17 protein-coding genes are annotated in these 21,843 nt (G+C 39.0%); 4 read left to right on the top strand and 13 right to left on the bottom strand.

Features of this window, described 5'->3' with window-relative positions; genetic code table 11:
• Positions 1–31: 31 nt before the first annotated feature.
• Positions 32–1,138 carry a DNA replication/repair protein RecF gene (gene recF / locus I5349_RS06315; RefSeq protein WP_226389899.1) on the bottom strand — a complete coding sequence of 369 codons (1,107 nt, stop codon included), beginning with the start codon at positions 1,136–1,138 and terminating at the stop codon, positions 32–34.
• Between the two features lie 112 nt (positions 1,139–1,250).
• Between recF and pdhA the strand changes: the two genes are divergently transcribed.
• From pdhA to I5349_RS06295, 4 genes are all read left to right on the top strand, one after another.
• Entirely contained in the window at positions 1,251–2,282 is a 1,032-nt protein-coding gene (gene pdhA / locus I5349_RS06310) for a pyruvate dehydrogenase (acetyl-transferring) E1 component subunit alpha (protein ID WP_226389898.1), read from the top strand.
• A gap of 56 nt (positions 2,283–2,338) precedes the next feature.
• The gene (locus I5349_RS06305) at positions 2,339–3,124 is read left to right on the top strand and encodes a tetratricopeptide repeat protein (RefSeq protein WP_226389897.1); all 786 of its coding nucleotides are present in this window, start codon (positions 2,339–2,341) and stop codon (positions 3,122–3,124) included.
• Between the two features lie 85 nt (positions 3,125–3,209).
• Positions 3,210–3,686: a 6,7-dimethyl-8-ribityllumazine synthase gene (gene ribH, locus I5349_RS06300; protein WP_226389896.1), complete on the top strand. Its 477-nt coding sequence runs from the start codon at positions 3,210–3,212 to the stop codon at positions 3,684–3,686.
• A 32-nt stretch (positions 3,687–3,718) separates the two neighbouring features.
• Positions 3,719–5,041, top strand: coding sequence for an aspartate kinase (locus I5349_RS06295; RefSeq protein ID WP_226389895.1), 1,323 nt, complete (start codon positions 3,719–3,721; stop codon positions 5,039–5,041).
• Positions 5,042–5,069: 28 nt separating this feature from the next.
• Here the strand turns inward: I5349_RS06295 and I5349_RS06290 are convergent, their stop codons facing one another.
• From I5349_RS06290 to I5349_RS06235, 12 genes are all read right to left on the bottom strand, one after another.
• Positions 5,070–6,185 (bottom strand): acyloxyacyl hydrolase, encoded by a 1,116-nt coding sequence (locus tag I5349_RS06290; protein ID WP_226389894.1) that lies wholly within the window; start codon positions 6,183–6,185, stop codon positions 5,070–5,072.
• 60 nt (positions 6,186–6,245) lie between these two features.
• Positions 6,246–7,130: a peptidase associated/transthyretin-like domain-containing protein gene (locus tag I5349_RS06285; RefSeq protein ID WP_226389893.1), complete on the bottom strand. Its 885-nt coding sequence runs from the start codon at positions 7,128–7,130 to the stop codon at positions 6,246–6,248.
• A gap of 3 nt (positions 7,131–7,133) precedes the next feature.
• The gene (locus tag I5349_RS06280; RefSeq protein WP_226389892.1) at positions 7,134–8,147 is read right to left on the bottom strand and encodes a DUF4934 domain-containing protein; all 1,014 of its coding nucleotides are present in this window, start codon (positions 8,145–8,147) and stop codon (positions 7,134–7,136) included.
• A gap of 115 nt (positions 8,148–8,262) precedes the next feature.
• Positions 8,263–8,988, bottom strand: a complete 726-nt coding sequence (locus I5349_RS06275) for a TlpA family protein disulfide reductase (protein ID WP_226389891.1) — start codon at positions 8,986–8,988, stop codon at positions 8,263–8,265.
• 168 nt (positions 8,989–9,156) lie between these two features.
• Positions 9,157–10,635 carry a PepSY domain-containing protein gene (locus I5349_RS06270; protein ID WP_226389890.1) on the bottom strand — a complete coding sequence of 493 codons (1,479 nt, stop codon included), beginning with the start codon at positions 10,633–10,635 and terminating at the stop codon, positions 9,157–9,159.
• A 55-nt stretch (positions 10,636–10,690) separates the two neighbouring features.
• Positions 10,691–13,033: a TonB-dependent receptor gene (locus I5349_RS06265; RefSeq protein WP_226389889.1), complete on the bottom strand. Its 2,343-nt coding sequence runs from the start codon at positions 13,031–13,033 to the stop codon at positions 10,691–10,693.
• A gap of 65 nt (positions 13,034–13,098) precedes the next feature.
• Positions 13,099–13,461, bottom strand: a complete 363-nt coding sequence (locus tag I5349_RS06260) for a hypothetical protein (RefSeq protein WP_226389888.1) — start codon at positions 13,459–13,461, stop codon at positions 13,099–13,101.
• Positions 13,462–14,097: 636 nt separating this feature from the next.
• The gene (locus I5349_RS06255; protein ID WP_226389887.1) at positions 14,098–15,003 is read right to left on the bottom strand and encodes an alpha/beta hydrolase; all 906 of its coding nucleotides are present in this window, start codon (positions 15,001–15,003) and stop codon (positions 14,098–14,100) included.
• Positions 15,004–15,203: 200 nt separating this feature from the next.
• Complete coding sequence (locus I5349_RS06250) at positions 15,204–17,456, bottom strand: AAA family ATPase (protein WP_226389886.1); 2,253 nt, start codon at positions 17,454–17,456, stop codon at positions 15,204–15,206.
• Entirely contained in the window at positions 17,453–18,094 is a 642-nt protein-coding gene (locus tag I5349_RS06245) for a hypothetical protein (RefSeq protein ID WP_226389885.1), read from the bottom strand. The genes I5349_RS06250 and I5349_RS06245 overlap by 4 nt, the downstream gene beginning before the upstream one ends.
• A gap of 1 nt (position 18,095) precedes the next feature.
• Positions 18,096–19,529, bottom strand: a complete 1,434-nt coding sequence (locus I5349_RS06240; protein ID WP_226389884.1) for a restriction endonuclease subunit S — start codon at positions 19,527–19,529, stop codon at positions 18,096–18,098.
• Positions 19,530–19,564: 35 nt separating this feature from the next.
• Complete coding sequence (locus I5349_RS06235; RefSeq protein WP_226389883.1) at positions 19,565–21,652, bottom strand: type I restriction-modification system subunit M; 2,088 nt, start codon at positions 21,650–21,652, stop codon at positions 19,565–19,567.
• Positions 21,653–21,843: the final 191 nt, after the last annotated feature.

The raw sequence follows: 21,843 nt of genomic DNA, 5'->3' as shown, positions 1-21,843 counted from the left end.
AAATATTCAACAAAATAATAAGTCTCAAAAATTAATTGATAAGTGCTACCCTACCCGATTGAATCTCAAAAAACCGAACCTCGGCCTCGATGCTAGCCAGTATTTCTCTAGACCGCTCTGGCCTCGCATCTGTCACGAAGATCTGCCCAAAAGTCTGTGCTGCCACCAATTCCAGTAGCTTAGCAATGCGCTGATCATCCAGCTTATCAAAGATATCATCTAGCAGTAGCAAGGGCTTCGTTCCCTTCTCAGCAGCCAATATCTCAAATTGAGCCAGTTTCAAAGCAATCAAAAAGGACTTTTGCTGTCCCTGAGATCCAAACTTCTTGATGGGAAAGCCATCGATCTCAAAGACAAATTCATCTTTGTGCACGCCCATAGTCGTCCGCTTCAAGATCAAGTCCTTGCGCTGACTCTGCCTAAACGCCTGTTCAAAATCAGCAGCAGCCACGTCTGATTCATAGCGTACACCAACTTGCTCTTTGTCATCAGAGAGCATGGCATAGTGCTTTTCAAAGATTGGGATGAAGGATAAAATAAACTCCCTTCGCCTCTCATAGATCAATCGTCCCAGTCTAAAAAGTTGCGAATTATAAGAGTCCAAGAGGTCTTGTTCGATATACTGTCGCTCCGCAAATTGCTTCAGCAGGGCGTTGCGCTGCTTCAAGTAGTGCCCGTACTGCATCAACTGATCCAAATAAACTCTATCCAATTGCGATAGGATTCCATCAAAGAACTTACGCCTCTCTTCACTACCTTCTTTGATGAGCTGCGTATCATCTGGAGCAATGAGCACACAGGGAAACTCCCCAATATGCTCACTAACTCTGTCATAGGCTTTGCCATTGTTACTGACTTGTTTCTTTTTGCCCTGCTCTTGTATACAGGCTAGCTTATACGATTTATCTGCTTTCACAGCACTTGATCGGATGGTAAAAAAATCAGCCTCGTGCTGGATATTTTGCATGTCTACTGCATTGAAGGCACTCTTGGTCAAACACAAGTAGTAGATGGCATCCAGCAGATTGGTCTTCCCGCTGCCATTTGGCCCTACGAAACAGTTGATCTGTGGTGAAAATGCTACCTCCTGAGACGCGTAATTTTTGAAATGAGTCAAACTGATATTTTCGAGGTGCATAAGTTTCTTTGTTAGGCCTTTTTGACTAATTTCGCAGCGTTAAAGTGATTTTATCGAGCTGATTTGCCTATATTTGGCGCTTGGCTTTGAAATAAAGAATATTACAAAAGATATGGCGACTAGTAAAGAGAAGACTTCGACAAAAGTAAAATCTAAAGCTAAATATTCAAAAGAAACCTACATGTACTGGTATGAGAGCATGCTACTCATGAGGAAGTTTGAAGAAAAGGCAGGCCAGTTATATGGTCAGCAAAAGATCAGAGGCTTTTGCCACCTCTATATCGGACAGGAAGCTTGTGCTTCTGGAGCGATCACAGCTTTGGAAAAGGATGACAAGTGGATCACAGCCTATAGAGATCACGCACACCCACTAGGACTAGGTACTGATCCTGGAGCAGTCATGGCGGAACTGTATGGTAAAGCTACTGGTACCACCAAAGGTAAGGGCGGCTCGATGCACATATTTGATAAGAACGTCAACTTCATCGGTGGACACGGTATCGTAGGGGCGCAAGTCCCTATGGGTGCAGGTATCGCCTTTGCAGAACAATACAATGGCACTAAAAATCTTTGCATCTGTCACATGGGTGATGGTGCTGTCAGACAAGGTGCCGTACACGAAGCCTTCAACATGGCCATGCTATATAAGCTGCCTGTGATCTTCGTCATTGAAAATAATGGTTACGCCATGGGTACTGCTGTAGGCAGATCATCTAACGTGACGGAACTATACACCATAGGTGAGTCTTACGACATGCCTTCATTCCCAGTAGACGGGATGAGCGTAGAAGCAGTGCATGAGGCAGTAGCCGAAGCAGCTGAGCGCGCTAGAAAAGGGGATGGTCCTACTCTGCTAGAGTTTAGAACATACAGATTCAAAGGTCACTCAATGTCTGACCCTCAGAAATACAGATCTAGAGAGGAAGTAGACGAGTACAAAAAGAAAGATCCAATCGAAATGGTACTCAAGACCATCATGGACAATAAAATCGCTACAGAAGAAGAAATCGAAGCGATCAATGACAAAGTAAAACAACAAGTAAATGACGCGGTACAATTTGCCGAAGAGTCTCCTTGGCCAGATCCTGAAGAAATCTTCAAGGACAATTACTACCAAGAGGACTATCCTTACATCATGGAGTAATCCAAGATTTGGAGATTCGATAAATTTGATATATTTGCGTTCGAAATTTTGAAAAAATGGCTACAAAGCAAACTAAAAAAGGAAAAACAGGTGCGGAATTCATGGAAAACCCTGATGTAATCGCTCAGGAACTATCCAAAGGAGAAGATTTCTTAAAGAAAAATTCTGCGCTCGTTATAGGAGTATTTGTCTTGATATTCGCGGTAGTGGGTGGTATCGTAGGATACAATTACTACATCAGCAACCAAAATACAAAGGCTCAAAATGAGATCTTTCAAGCAGTTTATTTCTTTGAAGAAGATGCCTTTGACCAAGCATTATATGGTAGCCTAGATCCAGCTGAGTACAACACAGCACAACTTTGGGAAACCAACCGTGAAGAGCTTTTCCAAACGATCGAAGACCTAGGAGCACAGAAAGGTTTCCTTCAAATCATCGAAGAGTACAGCGGAACAGAAGCTGCGAACCTAGCACACTACTACACTGGTATCATCTACATGAGAGAGGGTGAGTTTGAAAAGGCACTTGATCACTTACAGTCATTTTCTTCAGACGACTACTTAGTACAAGCCAGAGCACTTTCACTCATCGGTGATGCACACATGGAGTTGGGCAATACTTCTGAGGCAGTGAAATACTACAACAGAGCCTTGGACAACAATACGAATAAGTACACATCTCCACGCTATTTGATCAAAATAGCAGTAGCAGAAGAAGCTGCAGGCAACAATGCAGCAGCCATCTCAGCCTATGATGAGATCATCACTAAATACAGCGAATCAGCTGAATTTACTACAGCACGAAAGCATAAAGCGCGCTTAGAAGGTCTTGCCTCTAAGTAAAGCTTGCTATATAAGTTTTTACGAAGAAGAGTAAGACCGATGTGGGTCTTACTCTTTTTTTATACCTAAGAGACATCTATCTATCATGGCAACTCATCTAAAAAACCTCAGCCAGCACAGTGATAAAAATATCACAGCCATCGCTGACAAAAAATTTGCAGTCATCGTCTCCGAGTGGAACGACAGTGTGACCGAAGCCCTCTACAGTGGTGCTTATGAAACCCTCGTAAAAAATGGGGCTACACGCGAAAATATCATCCGCAAAAATGTCCCAGGCAGCTTTGAACTCACCCTAGCTGCACAGTGGATGGCTCAAAAAGAAGAAATCGATGCTGTCATCTGTCTAGGCTGCGTGATCCAAGGAGAAACGCGTCACTTTGACTTTATCTGTGATGCCGTAGCCCATGGGATCACTAACGTGAGCTTGAAGTACAACAAGCCCGTGATCTTTGGAGTCCTCACGCCCAATACACAGCAGCAAGCCCTCGACAGAGCAGGAGGAAAGCATGGCAACAAAGGAGATGAAGCAGCCATCACTGCCATCAAAATGCTCGGATTCTAATTCATTCAAAAACCTATTTAATCAGCACTCAAGTGAGAATCATGAAATTTGGAGGCACCTCAGTGGGTCAGCCTCAGCGCATGCACCAAGTAGCCAAGCTCGTGACCGCAGATGCACAAGCTAAAATAGTCGTGCTATCTGCCCTATCAGGAACTACCAATACACTCGTTCAAATCGGTGAAAGCCTAGCAGCAGGTCAAAAAACAGAAGCTAAAGCCATCATCGATCAGCTACACGCGCACTACAAAACTTTCATCCAAGATTTACTACAATCTGATAGTTACCGAGCTGAAGCACACCAGATCATTGATGAGCATTTTGAGTTTCTCAATATCATCCTCAAGATTTCTTTCAATGAGGCGATCAACCGTGACATCCTCGCGCAGGGAGAACTCATGTCTACCAAACTCTTCCACATCTACTGCAAAGAAGCTGGGATCAAGTCAGTCTTATTGCAAGCGCTCGACTTCATGTCAATCGATGAAAACAATGAGCCAGAACTAGGCAAAATCGGAGAACGCCTGACAGCCCTTTTGGCTAAATATCCTCAAGACACGCTCTTCATCACACAAGGCTACATCTGCAAGAACAGCCGCAATGAAGTAGACAATCTCAAAAGAGGGGGCAGTGACTACTCTGCCTCTCTCATCGGAGCAGCGATCAAAGCTTCCGTGATCGAGATCTGGACAGACATCGATGGCATGCACAACAATGATCCTCGAGTGGTTAAGCAGACAAGACCGATCGCACATTTATCATTCGAGGAAGCTGCTGAGCTAGCCTACTTTGGTGCTAAGATCCTACACCCAGCCTCTATCTGGCCAGCACAGTTGCACAATATCCCAGTGAAACTACTCAACACCATGCAACCAGAAGCGGCAGGAACGACCATCACAGCTGAAGAGCAAGGAGCAGGCGTAGAAGCCATCGCGGCTAAGGATGGAATCATCGCCATCAAGATCAAGTCTAGCAGAATGCTACTAGCTTATGGTTTCTTGAGACAAGTCTTTGAGATTTTTGAAAAATACAAAACGCCTATCGATATGATCACTACCTCTGAAGTAGCTGTATCAGTGACCATCGATGACCGCACTTATTTGCCTCAGATCCTCGAAGAACTCAAAAAATACGGTACCGCAGAAGTTGATGAAAATCAAAGCATCATCTGTATCGTAGGCAACTTGGTAGCCGAAAGCAAAGGCGTGATCAAAAATATCATGGATGCTATGGTAGAGATCCCTCTTCGTATGGTTTCCTATGGAGGGAGCAAACACAATGTTTCGCTACTTGTAGACTCCAAATACAAAGTAGATGCTCTCAAAAGCCTAAACAAAGGCCTCTTTGGTCTGGACTAAAAAGAATCAGCAGTAATATGAGAGCCACCTAGTTTTGGGTGGCTTTTGATTTTTTAAATAAGCGATAGCCTATACTCCACTCCATATAATCTGCCTTGGCAGCATGCGTACGTAGGGTAGCTGATACGTAAAGCTTATCACTTGGATAATACCGCAAACCATATCGCTGAAAATAACGGCTATGGGCATTGAATGGTAAAACGATATAACGTCCCATTTGCATCACCAGACTGACGCGGTTGAGGTGAAACTCATGACCGAGTAGCATTGCCCAGCGAACTTCTTTAAATGGTACTTCATTGCCCTCTCCTCGCTGAATATTCAGATAAGCACGCTCTGCGATATAACCTTCATTGTAGTCTACATCTAAGCCTACGAGCAAAGAACTCAAGACACCATAGCGATACTGCGCATTGTAGCTCGCACCGATCGCTCGATACAGGCTATCGCCCAGTCTATTCACCGTTTTCATCCCGATAGATACATCTAAAAAGTGCTGCCAAGTCTTGGTTTCCGTGATCAAGTCTTTGCGATTGAGAAAAGCTAAGGCAGGCTTCCCCTCAGAGGACAATTGATAAGTTGTACCAACACTAGCCGTCAGGATATTGAGACCTGCATTGGGCTGTCTGGCAGCGGCATTGCTTAGATGCAGGATACCTCCCTGTAGATGCATACCCCAGCGCTCGGATAGCTTAGCCTCATAGACCAAGTGGGTTTCTACGAAGAAGTTGAGATGCGACCCGATAGCGAACTGTAAAGGATTTCTAGCTTCGTCAAAAGGCTTTTCGATATAAGCAGCTCCAACAGACATCCTGCCTGAAAGGGCATGCCTTTTACCAGAGATAATCGTGGGCTGCAAAAAGGTACTCAGTGCATAAGAACGACCCGTACTAGGATCTCCATGATCAATAAAGGTCAGGCTTAAGCCAGAAAGTGGATTACCCAAACGCTCATGATAGGCCCTGCCTTGCAATTTTGCTGCATAGTCCAAGCGCATGATAAAGGGATTGCCTTTGATCGCATTGATCTCCTCATGATGGGCCAAAGTATTCCCTGGACCTGCACTCAAAGACAGGTAGCGCTGAGCAAATAAGCATTGCCCACTAAAGATCAAAAGTATCAATAGCCCAAACCGTTTGCTCATCAACCTCATATTTGATACATCACTCAAATTAATCCAAGCTGTGATAAAATCAAAAAACTATCAACGCAGATACTCTATAGCGATACCTAAAGCTTGACTATAAGGATCATCCAATGCAGTTAAGCCCCATGAACTAAAGATCGCAGGCTCTATTTGCTTCTTTCCTCTATCCTGAAAAGGGATAATAGTACTGTCTATCTCGCCATAGACGTCTGGCAACTTATCAATGATCATAAAGACCCCTTTGTAGTTTTTAGGAATCACAATTTCATCCTTACTTAAGTCAAAACTATTCCAACCTTCATTTTTCACTTGATAGACAGTCGTTACGTTTTGCACGTCAAAGAATTGGTCATTCTTATAAATCTTGGCGGGTTTGGGCCTTCTTACCTCATTGGAGACCAACCATCTAATCCTGAACTTAGTGGGATCTTCTAGGTCAACATTATGAAAATAAATCCACACATTAGAAAATAGCCTGTCCTTGTTGTCTTTCAAATTAAGGTAACCCCCAAAACGCGCATCTTCATCTTTATCGCCTGACTGAATTCCCTTTTCTGATCTATATATTGGCCATAAAGTATCTCCCAGCATAACAGGCTCAAGGTTCGAAGAAGTGATGGTAAACTCGTCCAGTTCAAAAGTCTTAGGCTGCAAAAAGACTTCCTTTAACTGAGCCAAAGCCTCGCTTTTGATCTCCAACTCTTGATAGCCAGTCGCTGAAATGATAATAGTATTGCCTGCCTCTAAGGCTACTTGAGGCATATTCAGTACACCCGATTCATCCGCCACTAGGCCCTTTTTACCTTCCTTCTCTACAAGCAAAGCAAATGGAATCGGCTTTTTATCTACCTCAGAACGTACAGTGATCTTTGATTGGGCTTGAGCAAATACCGAAGCCAACAGCATAAAATAAACTGAAAATAATACTTTAAATTTCACCATAACTTAGTTCTTTAACTCAAAATTATATTCTAACAAAAGCGGCTTATCGTTTAGAGCACTGACTTTCAGTCGCTCTTTAAGTGATTCATCAAGTGTTTCGCTCTCACTTGGATAAACTATCGTGTAATAATGGTTGCCACTTTTAGAAATTGGATTAGCTAAATATTCTTGAAATATATTTTCAGTTCTTAGAATACCGCCTTTATCTGTATTCATATTATAAATCCCCAAGAGTTTGTTGTCAAAATCTAGATTTCGATAAAAATTAAAACTTAGCGAATTCTTTGTAAAATTTACATGATGAATAGCAAAAGCATATTCTCCTAGACGAATTCTATCATAAAACTCTTCAGGATCTGAAATATTTACAATCTCATCAGGAAGTTTATAAGAACCAAAATCAATTTTATATAAAGGGGTAAGAGTATCCTTTTCTACTTTGTAAATTAATTCGTTAAAAGGCTCGGAATAAAAATAGTTGTTATCGTGAATAAATAAATTTTCAGTGAAACTCGCCTCTATAATAGCAGGAGCTCTGCTGAAATTTTTTAAAATGTTGAAATCTTTATCATGAATAATAATACCTAAATAATCTACATCTGATGTTTCTTCATCACTAATAGATAAAATAAATTCTTTATTTTCATCATATATAGTCCCAAAAATGTAATGGTCAATGTTTTTATAACTAATAAACTTAAGATCAGGTAATAAATATTTGACTACTTTTCTTGAAGCTCTATCATAAACTTTAATAGTATCATTAATGAGAACAAAATTGGAGAGAGCTCTATACTCTTCGGGCCCGTCACCTTTTTTATTTAGTTGATTAACAAAATACCCCTTTTTGTTGAAAAAATAAAGAGCATTAGCAAATTCACTATCTTGAAGTATATAAAAATTATCGTTTGATATTACATTATCAATTTTACCTAAAAAAACAGTGTCAGGCAGTTTCAAATCAATTATGTTCAAATCATTTAACACGTCATCAAAGCTAGCGTCAAGCTTATTCAAACTAGTAAAGTCTAGATGATTGACACTTGCTCTATCATCATTTCTTGAGCATGATACTGTAATGAAAAAACAAAGGATGAATAACAATTTAATATAATGCTTCATAGAAGAGGAATTAAGATTTAGTAGTAGAAACTAAAGTAGTAGAGCTATTGAAGATATATTTTCTGATCAAGAAAATGATGAGTTGAATACCCAAAATAAGCAACACAAGCATGGTATAGGGCACCAATACCATAGGTAGTTTAACCAGTATATCTTTAAAAAGCTGTAATGATAGTCCTAAGTCAAATATCCCACCAAGCTTGCTCTCTACTGCTAATACACCACTCATCGGAATAGCCACTAATTCACCTGAAGGATCGTATAAAAGGTAGGTAGGATAGGCACTTACTTCATAAGCCTTGGCGTAACTTTCCGTAAGTTTAGAATCACGATAAAACCTCCAATTATCCCTATTGGTCTCAATGAAGTCGAAAGGTCTGTCGGGACTATTGAGCACGTGATCAAACAGTTCAGGAGGATCAACACTAATGCTCATGATAACCAACTCATCTCCATATTTATCCAAAAGCTGAGGAAAATACTGCATTTCTTTGATACAAGGTTTACAGCCAGCAAACCAAAAGTCAACCAGCACATATTTCCCCTCAAAGTCAGTAATCTTATCCCGACCGCCTAGATGATTGGATATAGCAAAGCTGGGTTTTTGTGCATTCAGTACATGGGCGTCCATCTTGGCCCACAAATAGTATCCACTTGCCAAAACACCTACATACAACACTGCCAAGCCTATAAAATAGCGCTTCAAAAATCTGAGTAATCTTTTCTTCACAGTCATTTCAACTCATTTTAAACTATACAAAAAGCTTTCATCAACAATGCTTAAAAACACTAAGTATTTAATGAAATCTGTATTCAATAATATCAATAAAATTTTAATTAAAAATGCTCTAGCACAAAAAAGACGCCCTAAAGCGTCCTTTGAATCCATTTAACGGAGAATTAACTAACGAGTAGCTTTCCTAAAGCTTCTTTTCAACCACTTCCAGGTCAAAACCACTCCTGTGATAGATACAGCCGTGCCACCTAGCATCAAAATAATCACTACGATATCCCATAGCGGTCTGCGTTGTAAAAGTGCTGGAAAATCTAAACTATGAAGCCCCTGATATATCCACCTGCTGAAGCGGTTAAGCTTGATATACTTCATCTCCACGCTTGCCTTGTTAGGATCAATATAGTAGAGGGTCTGTTGGTCATCTTGCATGCTGACTCTCCAAACAGGTAGGTTCTTTCGATTCCATTTAGAGTAGTAGTAAGCATCATATTGATTGAGTAAGCTGATGTCTTTGACTTCGCTTGAATTAAACTTTCGAATAAGTTGTCTCACTTCTTGCTCTCCTAGGGTAAAAAGCTGAAGACTATCCAAATACATCGACTGAGTAGAGCGGTCACCATACTGAGCAACGGCTATGGGTCTAGCGTCAAGATGATCAAACTTGATTTCTTTAGGCACCTCTTTTTTATACAAAAGACTCAAATCAAGCAAGGAGTCAGTCATAAAAAGGCTCCTACGATCACCTTTCCAAATAGCTGCTTCCTCAGAGGACAAGGAAGTGCTTGGACTCCAGCTACTCGGATTCATGGAGAAATACCCCGAAATGATCCAAGTGCAAACAATCAAGCCAAAGACAAAGCCTGTATAGTGATGCCATTTGAACCAAAACTTTTTGTAAGGACTAAATTTGAGTGGCTGTTTCTTACGATACTTGAGCCTGATGATTCCCATCACCAGACCACTTACACTCATCAGTATACCAAAGCCCGATAGATATATCACCACCACACGCCACAGAGGCGTATCCACCCTCAGGTCTCTAAAGTATATCCAATGCGGAATAGCACCTAGCCAAGCCCACATTTTGTCCACATTATCTAATCGCTGCATCACCTCACCCGTCTGAGAGGACACATAGAAAGTCAAGCCTTGATGGTCTGCCACAGTGATCTTATGAAAAGGTAAATAAGGAACAAACCGTGTCCTGACCGTCCACTGATCCATCTCTAGCGAAGATTCATTTTGGGCTACCTGATAGTCCTTTTGATCAAAGGCACGAACTATCTCTTCAGCCTCTTCTTTGCTAACTTTAGAGACCTCAGTGCCATCATCAGCATGGGCTTGATAGGGTACACCATCTACCTCCCATTGATAGATAGGTCTATCTCTCAGCATGAGCAACTTTAGAGATTCGACACTTCCTATGTCCTCAGCAGGCACCACATACTGAGGCGCCAAAACCTGCTGAACGGACAATGGGCTGATTTTCGATAATCTCTCGTCTTCCTGTAGATAAGGAAAATCCTTATACATCAAGACAAAGCCCGATAAAAACCAAATCAAAAAAAGTAATGAAAAGAAAAAGCCAGTGTATTGGTGAGTCACCAATATGACCTTAGTGAGCGTTTTTTTGAGCTTTTTATTCATTCAAATTGTATTGAGCTAGTAAAGGGAAGCCTGATGATGCTTCCCCTTTTCTATTTTAAAACTGGTGTCTAAATGACAACATGAAATTACGGTCATTACCCACGACAAACTGCGTGTTGTATATTGCACTCGTATAGTACAATCGATCAGCTACATTATTGACATTGAGTCTTAGCTCCGAATTGCCAAACTTATAGCCAATAGTAGTGTCTATCACCCAATATGCTGGAAGCACCGCTGTATTGGCTGCATTATTAAATATTTCCGAAAGGTGATACGTACCACCTCCGATGCTAAAGCCCTTTAGAGGTCCCTCGCTGAATTGATAGTTTACCCAACTGGTAAATAAGTTTTGAGGGGCATTTGGCAGTCTGTTGCCTGCATTTGGATTGGTAGCGATGTCCGTGTCAAAACCAATGATCTCTGTAGCAGCATAAGTATAGCCTGTACGGATATTCAATCCTTTGATCGGATTAGCTATCAGCTCCGCTTCAAAACCTTGTGACTGCCCTTCCCCTACATTACGCTGGATGCCACTACCTAGATTTTCCAAGATATTTGTCCTCACAAGCTTAAAGGCAGAAGCCTGTACGCTCCAAACATCATCTAGCTCATATCGCACACCAAACTCCCCTTGATAGCCTGTCTCTGGGTCAAATATCTCACCCTGTAGGGTAACAGTACGTGTCGGCTTGAAATAAGTCGAGTATGAACCAAATACACTCAATTGCTCAGTTGGCTGATACACTAAACCAGCTCTATATGTAAAAGCTGCTCTATTGTAGTCTACCCGATCCCCACGGCTGGTTACCTCCCTATTGGGAGATACTTGATCCGTAAAATACAAACCATCAAAAATGTCGTATCGCCCACCAATCAAAGCTTTTAATTTAGGGGATATTTCTAACCAATGCTGCATGTAAATCCCATGAACTGTCTCAAGTCTAGCCTGATACCTCGTGTCCGTGATAAACAATGCCCCCTGATTGAGCACTGGGTTTATCAGGGAAGTACTAGCTCCTCTGCCAGGCCCGGAGATAGTGCCATTGTAGGTTTTGCGATCCATGTAGGAGAATGAGTGCCCTACCAAACTCTTGAGCTGCATCCCCGCAAGATTAAACGTCTGCGTCAATTCTACCTGATTTTGGATAGGCTTGGTCTCGTGATTAAAATAAAATGGGAAAGTACGTTGTACAGAGTCTAAGGATGCATTGAGTGTCAACTCTTCCGTAGAGAAATAATCGATATCATCATCATAGTAGGAAAGTAGATTAGACAAGACCATTCCGTTTCTAAAAGTACGCTCATACCTCAGCTGATAGTCATAGCGCGTATGTCCTAGATAATCCTGCGGATCGTTCAGACGCGTACGCACATCAAACCCATCTGGTAGCCTACCACCCACAGTAGGTACTCCTGTATCGGTATCGTATAGGTCTTTGTTGACTTGCACTTTCAGCTGGATGACATCAAAGGCTGTCGGCTGATAATCTAAGGCTAGGTAAACATTGTTTGTTTGAAAGCCTGCCCCTCTAAAACCATCCGTATCGGACATCCCAAAGTCTAGTCTGTAGCGAAGCTTATCATTGATAGGTCCTCCCACACCAGCAGAAAGACGCTTGGTATTGTAGCTGCCAGCTGCTGCATTGAGCTCTCCGCTAAACTCCCTTGTTGGTTGCTTTCTAGTGATATTGATAACTCCGCCTAGGGCTGAGTGTCCAAATAATACGGAAGCTGGCCCTTTCAATGCTTCGATGCTTTGCACATTGGCCAAATTAGTCGTAGGAGCAGAGTTGGAGATATTGTGACGCTCATCTCTGACACCGTCTACCATCAAGACAAAGTTGTTGAAACCCCTAATATTAAAAGTTTGAAACCCGCCATAGTTATTCTGTACACGGATACCAGGCGTGACTTTAAGTGCCTCAGACAGCTCATCCACATTGCGCTCCAGCATCAGGCTGCGATCGATACTCGACTGAGTCAGTGGCAAATCTTTCGCTGGCACATCTATTCTATTGAGCGACTTATAATCTGCTATTTTGCTAGACTGTATGACCACCTCACTCAAGTCCTCCTGCGCTTTGAGGGTAAAATTCAATCGCTGAGTAGCCTGATTGATCGTCACATTGACAGTCTGCCTTTCATAACCTACTGAGGAGATCAACAAGCGATAATCACCAAAGGGGATACTTCGGATACTAAAGACGCCATTTTCATTGGTATATGCCCCTAAACGCGTTTCTTCGATGATCAAATTGGCAAAAGCGATCGGATTACCAGATTCATCTTGCACCTCTCCCTGAAGTGTACCCGTAGCTTTTTGAGCATGTGCCGTATTCAGAGACATCCCCACACAAAAAAGAACAATCAGCAAAGCGCTAATTCTTGATTTCATAAAATAATGGATTAATAAATGGATAAACGATTAAGAAAATCTGCCTGAAAAGCAGTAAAAAGTCTTTAAGCCACCTGAGGAGGCCTCTCCATAAAAAGTACATCTGGACTACACGGTATGTCGTCTTTTAAATGGAATAAGCTAAAATCTTGAAGTATAGGTAAGTGATCAATGATCAACAAAGCATCAACAGGTAAAAAAGCGAAATCAAACCCATCATAAGGGTAGCTTTTAAAGTCAAAACTATGAAGCGTATGTGCTTGATCAATCAAAAAACAATCCCCATCGCAGAGTTCCCCCATGCCATGATCATCATGATGACACAGGTGAAAACACTCATAGCTAGCCAAATCTGTCACCGCTAGGCAAATCCTAAAAGTCACAGACGACTGGAGCATGATCAAAAATATGACTAAAAACACTTTCATATTCACTATCAAAATTAAATCTTGAATCACTATGGATGAAACAAGAGATATATCAACGGCACTTTTAAGCTTTGAGTAATGGCTAAAGCTTGATGCAAAACCGCACTTCAGATATTTATCAGGAACAAATATAAGCAACAGAAACATATATGCAACAATGTTGCATATATGTTTCTGTCTAAAATGTAATAATACAAATCGTCCTCATTTGCAACTAGGATGAGCGAGAAGGGCATTTGTAACGTCTAGTAAACAACCTCAACCTCTACCAACCCTTCCTTACGAGCATGTTTATACCATTAGAAAGCTTTCATTCGTGCATTCGTGGCAACATCCTCCCAACACCTCCATTTTTATCCATTTCAAAGAATTCCTTGTATTCTCAGGATTTGAAAAAAGCCCCTTTCTAGCTCCCATGATTAGACCTTCCAAAAGCATAATGTAGAAGTATACTAGAGGATAACTAAAGGAAGACTAGAGGAAGACCCCTAGTATACTAGGGGATAAGTCTCCTATACACTGGCTATAATACCAAGGATTATACAGATAGTGAAACTTTCAAGCTGTTTAAAATCTTAAAATGGCACTTGTACTTTTGAGAGAGGGGATTTGACAGCGAGTAACTTCACTTAAGGCTTACTCAACCGAAATGAGAAAATCCGCTAAAGATTTAATATCAATAGCACAATGCCCTCCATACAAAGGATGCCATTGCGTCTTAATTCCTTTAGAATTAGCAAGATCAACAAGAGCCTCGGTTCCTTCATAGTTACCAAACTTATCATAAAGGCCACATGATAAGTACAGTTCTGGATAGCTATTGTTAGCCTCTTTGATCAACTCTATTGGAGATATTTTATTCCACTCCTCCTCATTAGACACATATTTTTTAGCCATCCAGTAAATCCCTAGAATGACTTTGGGATCTCCTCCTGTGCGTTTAAGGGCATCTTTTATTTTACTAAAATCAGAAAAGGGAGAGTCTACATAAACTCCAGGACATAAAGCGGCAACTTTTGAAAACAACGCTGGATGTGTAAGCCCTAAAATCAGCACATTCAGTCCACCCATAGACTCACCGACTAAAATCCTATTTCTTGGCTTACCAATTTTGGATTCTATAAACGGCAAATTATCTACAAAGTCTTCCAATAAACCACTCTCCTCATTTCCATTCTTAGGTGTCAATAACCATTCGGGGCCATAGGAAACTAGTACCACTGTTGGTGGCTTAACTTTAGATTTTTGCCAATGTGACTGAATCAACGATGTATAGTAAGTGTCATCATTCCATATAGTTTCATCTAAGTTTCTACCATGAAAATGATAAATAATGTCTTCACTGACCCCTGTAGCCGCTCTATAGATTGAAAACTTTAGGTCTCCTTTTGTAAATGACTCTGACGTAGCTGGCGTAAAACTTACGCTTTGAACCCCATATGGACTTGTCAATTTGCCCCATATGAAATTAACAGCTAATAAAACGACTAGAAGAACACCAATGACAATTACCCTTCTTCTAGATATGGTGATGTATTTCATGAGGTTAGCTTAGAGATAAGAACTTTAAAAGCACAAAGCTTGATTGAACCACGTCACCCGCCATTGAGCCGAACACCTGTTACCCCTTTCTTTCGTCCTTGCGTTGAGACAGCCATACTCTTTGGCAAGTTTTGGCTTGTGGTTCGGCTTTGAGCGACTTGCCAATGTGTATGGATGCGAAGCGTTGGGTTCATTTGGGGCTATTTTATTATTTTTTCCAATTCAGTAAAATGAAAAGTGTCTTTAGATAGCAAACTTATAAGGTCTGCAACTGCATTTTCTATGTCACACATATATTCATTATGTTTTCCCATTCTAACAATATTATTCCCGTGACTAAAATAATGACAAACCTTCAATATTCTTTTTGACTCTTGATTTCCCCATAATTTTTCTGCTCTATTGTCAACTGAATTGTTTTCATCACCTGGAATTCTTGAATATGTATAGAGTTCAACAAATCGTCTCATCGCATTTGGTAAAATAAGTGCAAGTTCAATGTCTTTGTCGGTTTGCTTATTAAATGTGTATATCAATTCAAATAAGTAATGATATTCAGACGAATAATTTTTAATTGATTTTGGCAACTTATCAATTAGAGATTCATTTTCATTTATGCGCTTAACGAAGTAATAAAACTTATTTCCGTCTTTTGGGTTAGGTAGTTCTCGCAACAAATTGAAAAAGTCAAAATTGTGAGTTGATAGGAATAATTGCTTGCAGTTCAAAATCTTTGGATTAACATCTTCCAGATTTTCTTTTGAAAACAAAAAGTCCTTGATAACGGAATTAACTTGGAATATATGATTACTGTCCAAACTGGAAATAGGGTCGTCAATAAATACAATTACCTTTTTTAAGTCGTTACATTCAAGAAGCTTTGTGAGGAAAAATGAAAATGCAATTGCTGTTTTTTCTCCTTCACTCAAATTAACTGCTTTCGTATCTTTCCTTTTTAATCGGAACCTTTCTTTTTCACCTTCTTTCTCTACATCTACACGGATTTCATCACGTCCTAAGAATTTTTGTATAAATGAATTTAATTTCTCACTTCCTTTATGAGCCTTACTAACTTTGCTTTCGAGCTCTATAATTTCTTGTTCTAAGTTTCCCTTGTAATTTCCGAAAATGGCTTCACGATTCTCATACAGTTTGATTTTGGACAGCTTTTTCTCGAGCTCAATATCAACTATGAATTTTGCAGTATAATGTTTCTTTAAACTATCTATTGCATTATCTTTTTCAATTTGAAAATCCTTTGTAATCTTTCTGTTTTTTATGACAACCTGATTGTAATCGCTTAGGCTTGAATTAAAATCTGCTGTAATATCATTGATTGAACTTATATCAGTTATTGGAACAAATGGATTGTCAAACTTTTTTTCAAGTAGCTTTACTAATTTGCCAAGTTCCTTATTATAAATAGCAACTTGTCCTTTTAATGAACTATTAGCTACTTCAAAATCGCTCCATAAATTTTTATAAAAGTCACTTTTTTGATATGAGGGATTTGATTGTTTCGCTTCTTTAATTTTTGAAATTAAATCGTTTATACTTTTTTTGTGTCTTTTAAGGTCTTCGGAAAAATGCGCTGTTAGTTGAGTTATTCTGTCTTTGTCTAAATCATTACCACAGAACTCACATTTTTCCTTGTTTTCATGTAAAGGAATCCCTTTTTCAATCCAATTGGCGATATCTGGATTGTCCATCAAATATTGAATGGTACTAGAAAATTCAGGTATTTCCTTTAGTAGTTCTTTGGTACTGTTTAAAAGTTCTGACAAATGTAATTCATATAACACATCATCCTTTTCAGGCAATTTATCATTTTCAGAGGCAGTTGCTTTCTTTAATAAGGGGGTTACTTCGGAATCATTTTTAATGTGTTTTTTATAATCTGACTTAATCTCGTCAAATAATGGCTTGATATGAGCGCGAGTATATGCTTGGACGATTTGTAATGTTTCTTTTATTTGAGAGGCTCTTTGCGTGAGACCTGATAGAATTTCATTATCAATACTCGTTTTAGTTTTACCAAGATTTGAAATAATCGTCTTTACTTTCCCAAGCTTTTCATTCTTCTTCTCAAGTTCTTCCTGTGCCTTCTTTGTATCTTCACCTAAGAGTAAAATTGGGTTGAACCTTTCTCCTTCTAAATGAATATTGTCTTTTATGAAATCTGAGTTAAAAACTCTGATTTCAAGATTATTAATATTCAAGTTTGATTGATTACCCTTGTTGCCTTCAAAGTCTTCAAGTTCGAATTCTGCTTGTGGATAATGCTCTTTTAACTTACAACTTTCAAAGCACTGAAAAACTCTTGAAATAGTAGTTTTACCTGAATAATTCCAACCATAAATAATATTAACCTTTTCAAAGTCTTGAATATTCCCTGACCTACGATAAGCGTTAAAAACTCCAAAGTTCTTTATATGGTTGATTTTCTTTATCATGCCCCCATCATGTCATTAAGGATTAAATAACAGTATTTTATAACGTCATGTTCGTCTTTTTCAGGCTTTACGTGACCGTGGATAACCATATTTCTTATTTGGTAAATAAGTTCGATTAAACCCGCAAAAACAATTTTTATGTCATTAACGATATACTTTGTATCAAGCTTAATAACATTCTCTGCGTCATCCTTATGTACAGTATTGTCTTTATTTATTCTGGGTGTTGCAATAATATTTACATATGATTGAGGATTGTCTTTTAACGAATAATCTGTTAGAAAATATTCAAAAGAGCACTTTTGGACTAAACGTTCTGGTTGAAGCTCAGCTCTGTTTAATGAAAATAAAAGCAATTCCATATTTGTTTTGAAACTTACTTTTTTCTTTTCATCAGAGCCTAAAAGTGCATCTTCAAAATTTTTATAAAGGTGATTTCTTCTAGTAAAGTCGGTTTTTAGCTTATTTATAAAATCTCTATCAGTTCCTTCTTTTTCAGGATTATTAGAAGCAGTCAAATCAGAATAATGAGACCTATACCATGAATTGCAAGCAAGCCACAAAGAAATAAAAGGTGCAAAGTAATCTATGTTTGCTTTTGCAAGCCATGCTTCTCTATAATTATTAATTACTGGCATATCAAATAGAATTTTGGTTTATGTAAAGAATTGCCGTTTCTTCATCTTGCTCAATCGCCATTTCTACGGCTGTTTTAGCGACTTCCAAAAGGTATTCAGATTGCTTTTTTAGTTTGAAACTTTCTTCTACCAAATCGGCAATTTCTCTTTGCTTGTCAAAGTCAATGACTGGAACAACTACATTTTCAATCTCGCTCACACGCCAATGCAGAATGATAGAACCGCCTGCATCTCTTTCAGCTTGCATTTGAACCAATTTTGAATTTAGGGCAAGGGTCAAGTATTCAGGAATTATTTTGGTTTTGTCTTTTACTGTCAAATGCAGAATGGCACTCGAAGTAATAAAGTCAGCATCTTTTCTAAGCATGTAGGCTGTGCCAACACTTCCGTCTTTTGAAAAAAGTATAGTTTCCTTTTTTGGCTTGAGCTTCTTAATCAATTCTGCGTTTTCCTTGCAGAATTCATCTGTTAAATACTTGTCAGGTGTTGAAAGACCGAATTTGTCATAATCTGAGACCCGAACAAATGGCAAACCTTCTTCTGAATAATGTGCAGAACCTGGCTCAATGGATTTTTTGATTTTAACTATGTCTGTTAGTCGGTCGTGATTTGTTGACTTGATCCGCTCTACTACTTGCTCGTACTTGATTTGATAATACTCCGCATCTAAGCGACCTGAACTGTCAAAAGATTCTGAAAAACTTTTAACGTTTACAGGTTCTTGACTAGGTTGGAAGTTTTTTAAGCCGAGTTCATCAAGTAGTATTTTTTCAGCAGATTGATATACTTCTCTTGACTTCACAAGTAAACCCTTAGAAAGATTATAAGCTTGTACTGTTTGTTCCTTAAATGAATATGAAGGCTCAAATAATTTCAAATTTCTAACAAGAGTAATAGTTAGGTGTGGCTGAGCTGTCATTGAGGATGATCTAATAAGCTGATCATAACATATTGACGACAAAAGATAAAGAAATAGGAATTTATAATCAATTTCAGAAAGACGTGAAGAATCTATAAAAATCAAATCTCTTGTAACAGCTGTTTTCTCCTCTATTAAACCAACTCTCGCAATACTTCCTCCTTTTGTAATTACAATATCTCCTTTTGAAATTATTCTTAGTGTTTTGAAACTAGAGGAATTGACAATTTCTAAAGGAATACGTATACAATTTTCATAATCAATATTAGTGTCAACATCTTTAACTCTTAAGAATGGGAAATTACCTGATCCATAATATGGTTCTAGCGATGGATAAAATGCACTAGCATCAACTGATAATTCTAAATCATTGAACTCCTTAAACTGGTTCGCCTTACCTGAAATTAATTGATCTATATAGAGATACTTTTTTTGAAAGTATTCACTATCAAATCTAAATGTTTCTACTTTTAAAAGTTCATGAAAGAACACCTCACTAATTTCAAGCCCTTCCAACAAAGCCTTGTATTTGGCTTCATTAAAAGGGCTACCTACTTTCCCACAAAAGATAGTTTTTCCTTTTTGGCAAATTCTAAAAAGGCTTCTGCAATACCGTCTTTGGTAAGCCCATCATGGTTGAATAAATCGTGTTTCACAATCAGGTGTCCATGACTATCCAAAAGAAATTCATCTAAATTCTGTGGTGTGCTTTCATAGTGTGTTGTCGGGTCTTGAACGTCTCCACTTTCGGCAACCATTTTTGCTTTGGCTTCTGGAAAGTCTTTTCGTTTCAAATAGATTTTCTCTCCGCTGTTATCTTTGCTTGGCTCTTGCATGGTGGCAAAGAAAATCGGGTAGTCTTCCACTTTTGGGCAAAGTTGATCATCCCATTTTTGCACAAACAGAACGCTGGTTTTTGTTCCTGTATGCGGTTTAAATACATTACCATGTAATCCAACAACCGCTAAAATCCGTCCATGTTCAGCAATAAAATCTCTAATTTGTTTATCGCTACTGTTATTGAATCTTCCTTGTGGTAAAACAATTGCCATACGTCCGCCTGGTTTCAAAAAGTCAAGATTGCGTTCTATGAACAGAATATCACGCCCAACTTTGGTTTGATACTTTCCATTTGCTTTTTTACCCAATTCATATTTCGCTAAAATTCGGCTCTCTTTTATATCGCCTGCAAATGGCGGATTTGCCATGAGAATATCAAATCCAAAATCTCGGTTGCTGTTTTTGTCAGCACGTAGTTTTTTGAGTTTTTTCCAACCTTCAAAATACACGTCTTGCCAATCTTCATCTTCAGTTTTTTCGTCCCAACGCTCCCAATCTAAAGTATTCAAGTGTAGTACGTTGGTTTGCCCATCACCTGCAATCAGGTTGAGCGTTCTACCAACACGAACTGCTTTCTCGTCAAAGTCTATGGCGAATACTTTGTCTCTTACATAGTCTAAACATTCAACAGGCTTTTCTTCTAAAGTGAAAAGGTGGCTTTTGTCTAATCCTTTGGCTTCCAAAATCTTTTCCCAAACATGGAAAATGGTGTGAACTGGGAAACCACAACTTCCTGCTGCTGTGTCAATGATTGTTTCGTCAGTATGAGGATTGAGCATTTTTACGCACATGTCAATTACATAACGTGGGGTAAAATATTGCCCTTTTTCTCCCTTGCTACTTTTGTTTATGAGATATTCGAATGCTTCATCTACAACATCCAAATTTGAGTTGAAGAGTTTAACGTCTTGCAATGAAGAAACACAAACCGAAAGGTGAGAAGGTGTAAGCATGATTTTGGCATCATCAGTAAAAACGCCTTCCCATTTCTTTTTTGATTGGTCAAAAAGTCGCTGAATTTTGGTTTTGAGTTCGCTTTCTGTGTCTCCGTAATTTCTGAACTCTAAATGACGTGAGCGGTTTCGTCCGCTTTCCAATTCGTCAAAGAGTTTGGTGAAAATCAGTTTGAATAATTCTTCAAAAACGTCAACACCTGCATTTGCCAACACTTCATCTTCCATTTCAAGAATCAGGTCTTTCAGCGATTTTCTTTCCGTTACAAGTTTGTCTTTTTCAATCAGGTCTTCAATCGTCCAACGTTCAGAAAGTATTTCAGAAAGCTTTTGGTCTTCCTTTGGAATGCCCGGAATATCTTCAAAATAGTTAGGGTCTTTTCGGTGGTAGAACGAAATGGAATCACCGTTACTCCAAATTCCGATTGGTGCGCCTGTGGCGTTGCAATATGATTTAAGTTGTTCTTTACCGTCTTTGAGTTTCGGTTTTTTCAACTCCACCATGATATAGGGCGAAGTCGTTTTGTCTCGGTCAAAAATGACAATATCAGCACGTTTCTTTTCTCGTCCGAAAGAAACGGCATACTCTAATTCCATTCGGTCAGTCGGATAACCAAAGTCTTGCATAAGCACCATTACATAAAGCTGTCTTACTGCTTCTTCTGGTGTCAATTTGATTTCTTTTTTTCTAACCAAACAGTTAATGTAAGGAGTGTCTTTTCCTCTTGTTTCTCGAACGATTATATTCTCTTCCAGGAATTTCACTTTCTCGGCACTGAACTGTGTCAGTTTGTAGTTCGAGTCTTTGAGTATGTCTGCTAATATCATTTTTATAGTTTCTTCCATTTCTTTAATTCATACTTATTATTAGTAAAATATCTGTTTGTGATATTTTTCTGATCGAATAAAAGGTTTTTTTGATCTTTTAGACTTATTTTATTATACTTAAGCTGAATACTATTCAATATTAATATTACTTTCTCATTAATTCTCAGATCAATATTAGTATCCTAATTGCATTAGTAGAATTTTAATTA

Origin of the sequence: Penaeicola halotolerans, assembly GCF_016464625.1 — a bacterium.
Taxonomy (GTDB): domain Bacteria; phylum Bacteroidota; class Bacteroidia; order Cytophagales; family Cyclobacteriaceae; genus Penaeicola; species Penaeicola halotolerans.
The sequence above is the reverse complement of the archived record's forward strand: the minus strand, read 5'-3'. Positions and strand labels throughout refer to the sequence as shown.

Bases quoted from the DNA above. Each gene is read 5' to 3' on its own strand.
- I5349_RS06265 (WP_226389889.1), bottom strand. From the start codon at position 13,033: ATGAAATCAAGAATTAGCGCTTTGCTGATTGTTCTTTTTTGTGTGGGG.
- I5349_RS06305 (WP_226389897.1), top strand. From the start codon at position 2,339: ATGGCTACAAAGCAAACTAAAAAAGGAAAAACAGGTGCGGAATTCATG.
- I5349_RS06275 (WP_226389891.1), bottom strand. From the start codon at position 8,988: ATGACTGTGAAGAAAAGATTACTCAGATTTTTGAAGCGCTATTTTATA.
- I5349_RS06250 (WP_226389886.1), bottom strand. From the start codon at position 17,456: ATGATAAAGAAAATCAACCATATAAAGAACTTTGGAGTTTTTAACGCT.
- I5349_RS06285 (WP_226389893.1), bottom strand. From the start codon at position 7,130: ATGGTGAAATTTAAAGTATTATTTTCAGTTTATTTTATGCTGTTGGCT.
- pdhA (WP_226389898.1), top strand. From the start codon at position 1,251: ATGGCGACTAGTAAAGAGAAGACTTCGACAAAAGTAAAATCTAAAGCT.
- I5349_RS06260 (WP_226389888.1), bottom strand. From the start codon at position 13,461: ATGAAAGTGTTTTTAGTCATATTTTTGATCATGCTCCAGTCGTCTGTG.
- I5349_RS06270 (WP_226389890.1), bottom strand. From the start codon at position 10,635: ATGAATAAAAAGCTCAAAAAAACGCTCACTAAGGTCATATTGGTGACT.
- I5349_RS06255 (WP_226389887.1), bottom strand. From the start codon at position 15,003: ATGAAATACATCACCATATCTAGAAGAAGGGTAATTGTCATTGGTGTT.
- I5349_RS06290 (WP_226389894.1), bottom strand. From the start codon at position 6,185: ATGAGCAAACGGTTTGGGCTATTGATACTTTTGATCTTTAGTGGGCAA.
- I5349_RS06235 (WP_226389883.1), bottom strand. From the start codon at position 21,652: ATGGAAGAAACTATAAAAATGATATTAGCAGACATACTCAAAGACTCG.
- ribH (WP_226389896.1), top strand. From the start codon at position 3,210: ATGGCAACTCATCTAAAAAACCTCAGCCAGCACAGTGATAAAAATATC.
- I5349_RS06245 (WP_226389885.1), bottom strand. From the start codon at position 18,094: ATGCCAGTAATTAATAATTATAGAGAAGCATGGCTTGCAAAAGCAAAC.
- recF (WP_226389899.1), bottom strand. From the start codon at position 1,138: ATGCACCTCGAAAATATCAGTTTGACTCATTTCAAAAATTACGCGTCT.